Source organism: Hymenobacter sp. APR13 (assembly GCF_000737515.1).
Lineage (GTDB): Bacteria > Bacteroidota > Bacteroidia > Cytophagales > Hymenobacteraceae > Hymenobacter.
In genome coordinates this window covers 2,294,204-2,305,876 of record NZ_CP006587.1, presented here as the reverse complement: position 1 = coordinate 2,305,876, position 11,673 = coordinate 2,294,204, and the positions used below count along the sequence as shown (strand labels likewise).

Annotated in this window: 9 protein-coding genes and 1 pseudogene; 6 read left to right on the top strand and 4 right to left on the bottom strand. The window is 60.7% G+C overall.

The window, feature by feature from the left end:
- Positions 1–1,225: 1,225 nt before the first annotated feature.
- From hsdR to N008_RS09570, 3 genes and pseudogenes are all read right to left on the bottom strand, one after another.
- Positions 1,226–2,785 (bottom strand): annotated as a pseudogene (hsdR, locus tag N008_RS24270) (EcoAI/FtnUII family type I restriction enzme subunit R); the annotation flags it as partial.
- A gap of 103 nt (positions 2,786–2,888) precedes the next feature.
- Positions 2,889–4,136 (bottom strand): glycine C-acetyltransferase, encoded by a 1,248-nt coding sequence (gene kbl, locus N008_RS09575; RefSeq protein WP_052381383.1) that lies wholly within the window; start codon positions 4,134–4,136, stop codon positions 2,889–2,891.
- 196 nt (positions 4,137–4,332) lie between these two features.
- Entirely contained in the window at positions 4,333–5,382 is a 1,050-nt protein-coding gene (locus N008_RS09570) for a patatin-like phospholipase family protein (RefSeq protein WP_044015575.1), read from the bottom strand.
- Positions 5,383–5,525: 143 nt separating this feature from the next.
- Here N008_RS09570 and N008_RS09565 point away from each other — a divergent pair, with 143 nt between their 5' ends.
- The 5 genes from N008_RS09565 (at position 5,526) to N008_RS09550 (ending at position 9,556) form a co-directional block, all read left to right on the top strand.
- Complete coding sequence (locus N008_RS09565) at positions 5,526–6,518, top strand: NAD-dependent epimerase/dehydratase family protein (protein WP_052381382.1); 993 nt, start codon at positions 5,526–5,528, stop codon at positions 6,516–6,518.
- 66 nt (positions 6,519–6,584) lie between these two features.
- Entirely contained in the window at positions 6,585–7,031 is a 447-nt protein-coding gene (locus N008_RS09560; RefSeq protein ID WP_156109172.1) for a hypothetical protein, read from the top strand.
- A gap of 229 nt (positions 7,032–7,260) precedes the next feature.
- Complete coding sequence (locus N008_RS23105) at positions 7,261–7,710, top strand: hypothetical protein (protein ID WP_156109170.1); 450 nt, start codon at positions 7,261–7,263, stop codon at positions 7,708–7,710.
- 221 nt (positions 7,711–7,931) lie between these two features.
- A complete protein-coding gene (locus N008_RS09555; RefSeq protein ID WP_044015571.1) occupies positions 7,932–8,663 on the top strand; it encodes a DUF3891 family protein in 732 nt (243 codons plus the stop codon).
- A gap of 101 nt (positions 8,664–8,764) precedes the next feature.
- Complete coding sequence (locus N008_RS09550; protein ID WP_044018548.1) at positions 8,765–9,556, top strand: SDR family NAD(P)-dependent oxidoreductase; 792 nt, start codon at positions 8,765–8,767, stop codon at positions 9,554–9,556.
- A 178-nt stretch (positions 9,557–9,734) separates the two neighbouring features.
- Here N008_RS09550 and N008_RS09545 read toward each other — a convergent pair whose 3' ends face one another.
- The gene (locus N008_RS09545) at positions 9,735–10,529 is read right to left on the bottom strand and encodes a DUF6503 family protein (protein ID WP_071884510.1); all 795 of its coding nucleotides are present in this window, start codon (positions 10,527–10,529) and stop codon (positions 9,735–9,737) included.
- Between the two features lie 157 nt (positions 10,530–10,686).
- Between N008_RS09545 and N008_RS09540 the strand changes: the two genes are divergently transcribed.
- Positions 10,687–11,655 (top strand): YihY/virulence factor BrkB family protein, encoded by a 969-nt coding sequence (locus N008_RS09540; protein WP_044015569.1) that lies wholly within the window; start codon positions 10,687–10,689, stop codon positions 11,653–11,655.
- Positions 11,656–11,673: the final 18 nt, after the last annotated feature.

The window sequence follows — 11,673 nt, the reverse complement described above, 5'->3', positions numbered from 1 at the left end:
CCGGCGGCTGGGCTTGAACCGGCAGGTCTTCGGGAGCGAACAGCCAGAGCTGGCCCCAGCCCGGCCGCTCACGCTATTCTGGCCAGGTGCTACGCTGGCGGTGGGGGTGGGCGTGAACACCTACGGGCCGCTGCGCTACTCCAACAGCAACCTGATGGTGCCGCTAGCCGTGGATTATATTCACCCTATTACGGTGTCTACGCGCGAGCACCCCACGCTGGGCATCCGGCTGCGGGCGGCCACCGACCTGACCGACCACCGCATGCCCGACCCGGTGTACCTGCCCTACACGGTGCAGCAGCCGGGGCGGCTGGCCCTGGAAGCGGGCTTGTTTCTGGAAGGCAGCCCCAAGCCCGACCTCTCGCTGTTTGTGCACGGCAGCACCGGGCTGCGCCTGTATCCGTTGCTCGACGCGGGGCCCGAGCGCTGGAAAGTGTACGACACGTTCAACCAGCGCATTGCTTTGCTGGGTGCCGGGCTGGGCTACCGCATCTGGTCGCAAGGCAGCGAAAAAACCAGCCAAAGCAACTATACCCAGCTGCGCGGCAGCCTCGACTACCGCCGCCACTGGCACGACCTGAGCAACCGCACCGAGCGCTACTACCAGCAATACGTAGGGCCCAGCACCCGCCTTAGCAGCCTGCACGCCCACTTGGGCCTGACTACCTGGTGCAAGGGAAAGACTGGAATAGAGCTGGCCAGCAACTGGTATGGCCGACCGGCCAACGACCCGCGCACCAAGTACTACGACGTGCGGGTAAGCGTGCTGCTCCGGCTGCGCAAAAACGAAGCTAAAACACCAATAGCCCCGCAGAACCAGCAGCAGCAGGATACGAATAGGTAACCCGCCCTTGGCTCCCTGTTGGGTGGCAGGACTGTCGGCTTGGTTGCGGCATTCTAGGAACCAGCATGCCAGGCCGGCGGCCGGGTAATGGCATTCAGAAAACAGGAAGGATGCAAACGCGTCGCTGGAGCAGCATTCCTGGTTCCGGACCGCTGCTTGACGCCTGCCAACAGCCGTTCCGAAAAACAGAATGCCCCACCAGCGGCGCCAGTGGGGCATTCTGTTTTTCGGAACGGGCCATTTAGGTTGTGGCGGACTTCTGCTTGTCTTTTTTGCTGGTAGAAGACAGGCCGGAGAAGTCGAAGTAAGTGGCGGCTTGCTCGGGGGTGGCGGCGAAAGCCCCAAGCAGGGCACCATAGTTGGCGAACAACTCCACGGCCAGCGCCCGATGATTTGCTTGAACTCAGTGAGGGAGCTGATGGGCGCATCCAGCACAATTACCTTCACCGTTTTGGTATCCACGCCCGTAGTCAGCAGCTTCGAGGTAGTGACGATAACGGGCAGCATTTCCTTGGGGTCGGTGAACCGCTCCACGAGGCCCTGGTAGTTATGCTGGTCACTGGTGAGCTGCATCACATAGTCGGGGTAGGTCTGCACCATCCCACCGTTCTTGTTGATTAGCGCCGTACGCATCCGGCTGGCGTGTTCTTGGTCGATGCAGAACACAATGGTTTTGGCCATCCGGTCGCCGAGGGCGTGCAGGAACTGGGTTACCCGCTCGGCTACTTTCTCGGTGCGCTTTTCCAGCACCAGCGTGCGGTCGTAATCGGAGAGGTTGTATTCCCGATCCATTACTTCGTCGCCGTTGCGGTCGGTCTGTCCTGCCTCGGGCCGCCAGCCCAGGTCCCGGTCTAGGTGCACGCGTACCACCTTGTAGGGCGCCAGAAAGCCATCGGCAATGCCCTGCTTAAGCGAGTAGGTGTAGATAGGCTTGCCGAAGTAATCGTAGTTAGAACGCTCCTCGTCGTTGCTGGGCGTGGCAGTGAGGCCCAGGTGGGTGGCGTTGGGGAAGTAGTCCAAGATGGCCCGCCACCGCGAATCGGCGGAAGCGCTGCCCCGGTGGCACTCGTCTACCACAATCAAATCGAAAAAGCCGGGGCTGAACTGCTTATAGGCTTCGGCCTCGGGGTCGTTGCTGCTGAGCCCCTGGTAGAGGGCTAGGTATATTTCATAAGCATGGTCAACGTGGTGGTTTTTCACCATCGTCATACTGTCCCCGAACGGCCGGAAGTCACCCCGGTAAGGCTGGTCGATTAGAATGTTGCGGTCAGCCAAATACAGGATGCGCTTCTTGGCCCCGGCTTTCCACAGCCGGTGAATAATCTGGAAGGCGGTGTAGGTTTTGCCGGTACCGGTGGCCATTACCAGCAGCAGGCGGTTCTGCCCGCTGGCTACGGCCTCCACCGCCTTGTTCACGGCCAGCGCCTGATAATAGCGCGGCTCGTAGGTCATGCTGTCCTGGTAGAACGGCTGGGTGAGAAGCTTTTGCTGCTCGGGCTGCTCCAGATTTTTGTAGCGGCAATAGCGCTGCCATAACCCCTGCGGCGAGGGAAATTCTTCCAGCGTCAGGGCGCGCTCCAGTACGACGTTGCTTTGTGTCAGGTCGTGCTCGATGAAGCCGTCGCCGTTGGAACTGTAGGCAAAAGGCACGTCAAGCAGACGAGCGTAGGTAAGCGCCTGCTGCATACCCGCGCCAAGGGCGTACTTGTTGTCCTTGGCTTCTACTACGGCCAGCGGTACGCCGGGCTGCTGATAGAGCACATAGTCGGCCCGGAGCTGGGCTCCACGTTGATACATGTTGTTGCCGCGCACCTGAATGCGGCCGTCGGTCAGGCTCACCTCTTCGCGCAGCTGGCGGTGTACGTCCCAACCGGCCCGCACGATGGCCGGCGTGATGAACTTGGTCCGGATATCCTGCTCGGTCAATGATTTCTTATCCATAAACACCTGGCAAAAAACATATCAAACCCCGCTTCCAGTGCAGCAACGCACCAGAAGCGGGGTTCAAAGATAACCAGAAGCCGTAGCCGGCAGGTGATAAGAATTACGGCGTGTTCGTCACTACCTGGCCACCTTCCGGCTGTGCGGCCGAGCGGTCTTTGAGCGTACCCAGCTCTTTGCCTACCTCAATAAAGGCCGCAATGGCTTTGTCGAGATGCGCTTTGGTGTGGGCGGCGGAGAGCTGCACCCGGATGCGGGCCTGGCCTTTGGGCACTACGGGGAAGTAGAAGCCTACCACGTAGATGCCCTTTTCCAGCATGCGGGCCGCGAATTCCTGGCTCAGCTTGGCATCGTAGAGCATGACGGGCACGATGGGGTGCTCGCCGGGCTTGATGTCGAAGCCGGCGGCGGTCATCTTCTCGCGGAAGTAGGTGGTGTTTTCTTCGAGCTGGTCGCGGAGCTGGGTGCTTTCGGTGAGCAGCTCCAGCACCCGCAGGCTGGCGCCCACAATGGCCGGCGCGAGGGTGTTGCTGAACAGGTATGGCCGGCTGCGCTGGCGAAGCATGTCAATGATTTCCTTGCGGCCCGACGTGAAGCCGCCCATGGCCCCGCCCAGCGCCTTGCCCAGCGTGCCGGTGATGATATCCACGCGGCCCAGCACGTTGCGGTACTCGTGAGTACCGCGGCCGGTTTTGCCTAGGAAGCCCATCGAGTGGCACTCGTCAATCATCACCAGCGCCTGGTACTTGTCGGCCAAGTCGCAGATCTTGTCGAGCTGAGCAATGGTGCCGTCCATGGAGAACGAGCCGTCCGTGACGATGATGCGGTGGCGGGTGCCTTTGGCCTGGGCGTCCTGGAGCTGCTTTTCCAGGTCCTGCATGTTGTTGTGCTCGTAGCGGTAGCGCTGGGCTTTGCACAAACGCACGCCGTCGATGATGGAGGCGTGGTTGAGGGCGTCGGAGATGATGGCATCCTGCTCGTTGAACAGGGGCTCGAACACGCCGCCGTTGGCATCGAAGGCCGCCGCGTAGAGGATGGTGTCCTCGGTGCCCAGAAACTCGGCCAGTTTGGCTTCGAGCTGCTTATGGATATCTTGGGTGCCGCAGATGAAGCGCACCGACGACATGCCGTAGCCGTGCGAGTCGATGGCGTCTTTGGCGGCCTTGATTACCTCGGGGTGCGAGGACAAACCCAGGTAGTTGTTGGCGCAGAAGTTCAGCACCTCGCCCGCCTCGGCGGTTTCAATTTCGGCGCCTTGGGGCGAGGTAATCACCCGCTCCTTCTTGTAGAGGCCGGCGTCTTTGATTTCCTGAAGCTGCTGCTGAAGATCGGGCTGGAGAGTGGTGTACATATGGTGGGGTGATGGAGTATGGTTTGGTGAGTGGGAAGTGGGGCAAAGGTACTACCCATCCTCCTGAACAATACAGAACGGCATATAGGGCCCGGTGAAGTCTCTCTGCTGTTTTATTGTAACGAATGAGTGGCGGTAGAGATGCTTAGACAGTCTCTCAGCATGACAGCTTGAGTTAGGTATGCTCAGCCATTTCCTAGCGCCCGAAGAACGCCTGCACGCCGGCCCGGCCGCTATCCATGAGCTGCTGCTTTTGGGCATCCGAAACGCGCTTGATTTTCGGGTTGAACCCTAAGGTGCTGATACTGATGGTGCGGGTCCGGTCTTCGGGGCGGGCGGGGTTGAGGTTTTCGATGGCGACGGTATAGAGCGCGCCCACATAGGAGCCGAAATCCTGAATGGCGTAGGGCGCCAGCTGCCGCTGGCGGCCGGCCCGCGCATCGAGGGCAATCTGCTCGGCGCGGTCGAGGCGCAGGCCTAGCGTTTCGGGGTTGGTGGAGGGCCCTGACGCGGGGGTGGCTGCAGTCAGGTAGCGGGGATTATCGAACAAATCGATGGGGTAGTTGGCCAGCAGGCCGCCGTCTACCAGCACTTCTACTGGCTGGCCGGGCAGCGGCTGCCGCACCACGTGGCCGGTGGTGTCCAGAAGCACAGCCCGGAAGTAGAGCGGAATGCTCATGCTGATGCGCACGGCATCAGCCACGCGCATAAAAGGGTGGGTTTCGTAGCTGAACACCTGCGTGCACTGGCGCGTGAGGTTGGTGCCGGTGGTATACAGGTCGCGGTAGCGGGTAGGCTGCTGCTGCACCAGCGTGTGCAGCTCGCCCAGCGTGAGGTCGGGGTTGCCGGTTTTGCGGCTCACCAGCTCGCTCAGGTACTTCGCGAATTCGTCGCCGCGGTACCAGCCGTACTGCTTCACCAGCCGCGTGCTGCCCCCGAAGAAGATCAGGCGGCCATCGTTGAGGCGCTGAATCGGCGTCCGGTTCACTACCTCGATAATCTCCTGGGGTGAGTAGCCCACGGCCAGCAACGCCGCCTGAATAGCGCCGGCCGAGGTGCCCCCCACCCGCTGCAGGCCCGCCAGCACACCCTGCTTTTCCAGTTCTGCCAGCGCGCCACCGTAGGCAATGCCCCGAATGCCGCCGCCTTCCATCACCAGGTTGCGGTATAGAGGCCGCGCCGGCACCTGGGCCGGGGCCGCGAATACCGGCACGCACAAAGCAGACACCAGAAGCCAGCGGCGCATAAGCAGAAGATTAATCGTGGACGACTGGAAAGATACCAGACTCGCCGGAAGCGTTGCGGGCGGCCCGCATTTTCTTGCCACTGAAAGCGCCACGCCCCCGTATCTTTGCCGTTCCCCACCACCCACGTTCCTGCTTTTTGCCCATGGCTACTTCCTCCAGCACCTCCGCCACCACCCCCGGCGACACCATCCTCGTTATCGGCGCCGGCGGCCAGTTGGGCCTGGAGCTCACCCACGAGCTGCGCCAGATCTATGGCGCCTCCAACGTAGTGGCCGCCGACGTGCGCGCTCCGAAAGACGCCGAAACCGCCCAGGCCGGCCCCTTCGAGCTGCTGGATGTGCTGGACAAAAACCGGTTGGAAGACGTGATGCGCCAATACAAGCCCAAGCAGGTGTACCACCTGGCGGCGTTGCTGTCGGCCACGGCCGAGAAGAATCCCAAATTCGGCTGGCAGCTGAACATGGACGGCCTGTTTCACGTGCTGGATGCGGCCGTGGACCTGGGCGTGCAGCAGGTGTACTGGCCCAGCAGCATTGCCGTATTCGGGCCCGATACCCCGCGCGACAACACGCCCCAGCTCACCGTCATGAACCCCAACACGGTGTACGGCATCAGCAAGCTGGCTGGGGAGCAGTGGTGCGAGTGGTACTTCCGTAAGCACGGCCTGGACGTGCGCAGCCTGCGCTACCCCGGCCTCATCGGCTACAAGAGCCTGCCCGGCGGCGGCACCACCGACTACGCCGTGGACATCTACCACAAGGCCGTGGCCGGTGAGAACTACGAGTGCTTCCTGCAGGAAGACACCTACCTGCCTATGATGTACATGCCCGACGCGCTCAAGGCCACTCTGGACCTGATGCACGCCCCCGCCGACAACATCAAAGTGCGCAGCTCCTACAACCTAGGGGCCATGAGCTTCAGCCCGAAGGAAATTACGGCCAGCATCCAGCGCCACTATCCCGATTTCCAGGTGACCTACAAGCCCGACGCTCGTCAGCAGATTGCCGACTCCTGGCCCGCCAGCATTGACGACAGCCAGGCCCGCCAGGACTGGAACTGGCAGCCCCAGTTCACGCTGGACAAGATGACCGACGACATGCTGCTGCACCTGAAGGAAATGGTGGTGCTGAAGTAGCACGGCATGTTGCTGAGCGTCACAAGCATTCTGTATGGCTTCGCCCGGCTGGCAATTGCAGCCGGGATGCTGTACGTAGCCTATTGGTTCGGGCGCACGATGCTCCGGCGGTCGGGTGGCTTGCGGGCGCTGAACCCGCTGCAGCCGGGCTGGCGGCAGTTACATGAGCAGTATGAGAGCATGCAGAATGTGCCGCGCATGACCCCGTTTTCCGCCCGCATCGGCGGCGTGTGGTACAACGACGTGCTGCAAATCGGCTTCGACGCGCAGGACGTAGTCATCCGCAACAGCGCCGGTTTTTCCTCTCTGGTCCGGATTCCCTACAGCCACCTGGAGGTGCTCCGGCAGCCAGCGCCCTTCCAGACCACCAGCCTGAGCGACACAAAATACACCCCTGGCCTGTTCCGGGCCGGCCCCGTCAAGATTGGGCTGGATGCATATTGGGCCGGCCGGTTGCTGCAGCAGCTGGCAACTGACGTTTTTTCACTTGCACCGAGCAAAGATTTCGAATAAGGGCCAATGAATGTCGCCTATGCAAACTACTCCCGCTATGCTGGCGGGAGTAGTTTTTTTACCCCCTTCTATCCTCTCAAGGCAAACTCTTTTTGTGCCTAGACAACCCTAGCAGCAACTTGCCGTATTGGCTGCGTTTGTTACTACTTTGCCTTGTCTCTATTCAAGAATATGGCACAGTAGTTGGCTAAGCATCTGCAAGTTCTCTTACTACTCACACCCAATCAACATGAAATCTTTTCTGAAAAAAATATCTGCTGTTGCCTTGTTCAGCGCACTGTCATTAGGTAGCACGAGCGCCTGGGCCCAGAATACTTATGGTGGCGTGCCGCAGAGAGGGAATGGAGCTTTCGTGCTGAAAGAGGAATCCACACAGTGCCTGCCCAACTCTCTTTTGGGTGTGCCGGCACTGGCTACTACTGATTGTGTCACGATGACACGAGAGAAATTAGTCGCTACCCCTTCGGGCAAAGCCACTATCGTATGGCGTGGTACCGTGCCTGAAACTGCCCGCCCGGCACAGCGTGTAGTATATAACTCCACGTTTACTGAAAACACGCATTCAGAGTCTATCGGCCGGGTGTATAATACAGTAGCCGTGACTGAACCCAACGGCTACATTACACTCACCCTAACAGATAACGATAAAGTTCGTGGCAAAGGCAAACAGCGTAAGTAGCGTTTTCTGTGAGCTTTCGTCGTGATGCACTGTGCTATCTTCTGCATTGCTACAGCTAGGCAATGCTTAAGCGCCCCACCCAATCCGGTGGGGCGCTTTCATTTCTGCTTCATCCGATAACTTCCCGTTTCTTAGTACGTTCCTGCTAGGTAATCACATCAGTACATTGCCGTATTCTGGTTTGGTTCTAACTTCATTTTCCAGATTTCCGCGCCCCGCTCATGATTGTGAACCATACGCCTGCCGGCTGGCAGATTATCTACCAGCAAGCCCACGCCTTGCTGGCGGCCCAGCTGCTGCACCAGTGGCCCGCATTCCTGCCCACCGACCAGTGGGTGGGTTTGCTGGCCGCCGCCGCCCAGCACGACGACGAGCAGACCGACTGGAACGGGCACTACGGCCTCACACCGGCCGGGGCCCCAGCCAACTTCACCATGAAGGACTTCTCGCTGGAGCAGGCCACCCGCCTGATGAATGCCGCCCGGTTCCAGGGCCGCTGGCGCAGCCTGCTCACCAGCATGCACCTGAGCACGCTCTACGAGAATCTGCGGGGCGAAAAGCCGGAAATTGATGCTTTTCTGGATGAGCAGCTCAACCAGCAGAAAACTTGGCGGCGGGAGCTGAAAATCAAGAAGGCCGAGGCCGACCAAGCCTACGCTTTACTGCACTGGTGCGACCGGCTTAGCCTGATTCTGTGCCGGCAGGAATTGCCCGAAATGGGACGCACCCTGGAAATCCACCGCGGCCCCGACGGCCACCGCCACGAGGTACGCCGCCCCGAAGAAGATGGTCCCGTGCAGGTGCAGCCTTGGCCCTTCCGCGAGTTGCAGTTCTCGGTGAGCGTAGAAGCCTCTGTACTGCACCAGCTGCAGTTCAAGCACGACGCCGAGTTGGCCACGGCTCTGCGCGAAGCACCCATCGAAACTCTGCGCTGGGAGCTGACGAGAGGGTAAGCCCCCCAGAGCCGGGACAAAAACGTACCTGAGATGTTATAACTGCTTCCGTCGGGTACGTCCTCCGGACTTTCCGGCTTCATTCCTTGCTTGCTTTCATCATGGACCTACAGCTCACCGACAAAACCGTCCTCATCACCGCCTCCACCGGCGGCATTGGCCTTGAAATAGCCCGCTCATTTACCCGCGAGGGCGCCCGCGTCATCGTGAATGGGCGCACGACCGCCAGCGTGGAACAGGCCATCGGCCAGCTGCAGCAGGAGTTTCCGGCGGCTCAGCTGCTGCCGCTGGCCGCCGACAACGGCACGCTGGAGGGCACCGCGCAGACGCTGGCCCAATATCCCGAGGTAGACGTGCTCATCAACAACCTCGGCATCTACGAGGCCACCGACTTCTTCGACACTACCGATGAGGCTTGGCAGCGGCTGTTTGAGGTGAACATTATGAGCGGAGTGCGCCTGAGCCGCCACTACCTGCGCGGCATGCTCGGGCGCGGCACCGGCCGCATCCTGTTCATCAGCAGCGAATCGGCCCTGAACCCGGCTCCGGAAATGGCTCACTACAGCGCCACCAAGATGATGCAGCTCTCCGTGGCCCGCAGCCTGGCCGAAATGACCAAAGGCACGAGCGTGACGGTAAACGCCCTGCTGCCCGGCTCCACCCACACGCCCGGCGTGGAGGAGTTCATCCGCCAGGTGTTTCCCGAAGAAACCGACTACCCCACCGCCGAGCGGCGCTTCATGGCCGAAAACCGGCCCACCTCCCTCATCGGCCGCCTAATCCAGCCCCGCGAAATTGCCGATTTTGCCGCCTTCGTGGCCAGCCCACTGGCAGCCGCCATCAACGGCGCCAGCCTCCGCGTAGATGGCGGCCTGGTACGCAGCGCCGTGTAAAATAGCTGTATAGACGCGTATTCGCGTCTCGTCGTTGCTGACGTTAGGTTGAGCAGTGCGGCCCCAGGCCGCTCAACGATGAGGCGTGAATACGCGTCTCTACAATCGTCTCAATACGCAAAGCGCCCCGACTACACTTAGTAGTCAGGGCGCTTTGCGTATTGAGACAAACCGAAGCCTACAGCTTCTCTATGGGTTTGGGGTTTTGCATCACGCCGGCGGGCACGGTGCTGAAGGCCGAAATATGGCCCAGGCCACGACCGTCTTTGCCGTCGGTGCGGTCAGCGGACAGCAGGATGCCGTTGTATTTCTGGTAGCCGGTCCAGCGGCGGCGGAAAGTGGGCTGGGCGTCGGTGGCTTTGGGGAAGTAGGCCCACTCCTCCAGCAGGTTGGTTTTGGGGTTGATGAGCACCTCGTACTTGTTGTCGGGCGTCACGCCTACGTTCTTGAAAGTCATGTTGAGCACCTCGGCCGGCTGCCCGTCCATGAACTTGCCCGCGCCCTTGTAGGTCAGCGTCACGCCCGAGTCCTTGAGCTTGAAGGGCATCAGCAGCCACCAGGAGTTGTTCACCCAAATCGGGTACATGCGGCTGAGCAGCTTTTCGCCGTCGGGGGTGGCCGAAATGTCGCGGCCGTTGCGGAAGGCTTTGCCCTGCTTGCTTTGCAGGTTATACACGGCCACGGTGCTGTCTTTCTGCCAGCGGAAGTCGCCGGTCTGCTTGTCCCAGAGCTGGTAGGAGCCGTCGAGGAAGTCCCAGCCCAGCAGGCGGGTTTGCTGCCAGGCTTGGTAGCCGCCCATGGCCAGCATCACCTTGTCGGCTAGTTGGGTGGCGCGGGCATCGGAGCCGGCTGCGTCGAAGCCCTGGGCGGCCGGGTAGCTGCCTTTTGGAACTTTGGCTGGCTTGGAAGGGGCTGTTTGACCGAAACCGGCCAGAGGCAAAGCCGCCAGCGCGGCCACAAGAAGATAACGCATACGAGTGGGGGCAGAATGCAGGAAACAAAACCGGGCAGCAAAGTAGCGTGCCGACGGGGCTTCTCTACGCAAAGCAAGCGGAATAAGCCAACTCCACCGAACGACACCTGCATCCGAGCCGTACTAGCAGCAATCTTTCGTTTCGAACCACGCGCCTATGGCTACCCACTACAAGCTTTCCGACGTTATCAACATTCTCAAGACGACGGCCGGAGAGTTCATGGTCAACAACTCGTTCCGGCACGCGGCGGCGCTGTCGTACTACACCATTTTCTCGCTGCCGCCGCTGCTGCTGATCGTCATTACGGTGGCCAGCTCCGTGTATGGCAGTGAGGCCGTCACGGGCCAGGTGTACGGGCAATTGCGCGGCTTCGTCGGGCCCGACTCGGCCAAGTTTCTGCAGGACTCCATTGCCGAGTTCACCAAGCAGCAAAAGAGCGGGCTAGCCGCCGTCATCGGCATTGGCACGCTGGTTTTTGCCGCCACCACGTTCTTCGTGACGCTGCAGGAAAGCATCAACGACATCTGGAACCTGAAGGTGAAGCCTCGCAACGGCCTCTGGCAGTTCGTGCGCGACCGGCTGCTGTCGTTCGGTCTGATCCTGAGCGTGGCGCTGCTGCTGCTCATCTCGTTCGTTATCAGCGCTATGCTGTCGGTGTTTACTGGCTACCTGCAGCGGCTGCTGCCCGAAGTCACGGTGGTCATCATCCACCTCGTCGATTTCGGTCTGTCGCTGTTTATCACCTCCCTGCTGTTCGCTCTCATCTACCGGTTCCTGCCCGACGCCATCATTCGCTGGCGCGACGTGGGCGTGGGCGCCTTCATCACGGCCCTGCTGTTCATGATCGGCAAATACCTGATTGCCGCCTACATCTCCTACGCCGAGCCGGGCTCGGCCTTCGGGGCGGCGGGCTCGGCCATACTGCTGCTGCTGTGGGTGAACTATTCGTCGCTGATCATCTTCTTCGGGGCTGAGTTCACCCAGGAATTTGCCGACGCCTTTGGGCAGAAAGTACAGCCCAAACACCACGCCGTACGCATCGAAACCCGCGAAGTACCCAAGGGTGAAAGCCACGAGGAAATCTCAACGGGCCGCCCCCGCGCCGAGGGCCGCTGGCGGGCATAGCCTTGCCGGGCGGCTTCT

Excerpts from the sequence above, each read along its gene's own strand:
- N008_RS09540 (WP_044015569.1), top strand. The coding sequence starts at position 10,687 with ATGGCTACCCACTACAAGCTTTCCGACGTTATCAACATTCTCAAGACG.
- N008_RS09550 (WP_044018548.1), top strand. The coding sequence starts at position 8,765 with ATGGACCTACAGCTCACCGACAAAACCGTCCTCATCACCGCCTCCACC.
- N008_RS23105 (WP_156109170.1), top strand. The coding sequence starts at position 7,261 with ATGAAATCTTTTCTGAAAAAAATATCTGCTGTTGCCTTGTTCAGCGCA.
- N008_RS09560 (WP_156109172.1), top strand. The coding sequence starts at position 6,585 with ATGCTGTACGTAGCCTATTGGTTCGGGCGCACGATGCTCCGGCGGTCG.
- N008_RS09565 (WP_052381382.1), top strand. The coding sequence starts at position 5,526 with ATGGCTACTTCCTCCAGCACCTCCGCCACCACCCCCGGCGACACCATC.
- N008_RS09555 (WP_044015571.1), top strand. The coding sequence starts at position 7,932 with ATGATTGTGAACCATACGCCTGCCGGCTGGCAGATTATCTACCAGCAA.
- kbl (WP_052381383.1), bottom strand. The coding sequence starts at position 4,136 with ATGTACACCACTCTCCAGCCCGATCTTCAGCAGCAGCTTCAGGAAATC.
- N008_RS09570 (WP_044015575.1), bottom strand. The coding sequence starts at position 5,382 with ATGCGCCGCTGGCTTCTGGTGTCTGCTTTGTGCGTGCCGGTATTCGCG.
- N008_RS09545 (WP_071884510.1), bottom strand. The coding sequence starts at position 10,529 with ATGCGTTATCTTCTTGTGGCCGCGCTGGCGGCTTTGCCTCTGGCCGGT.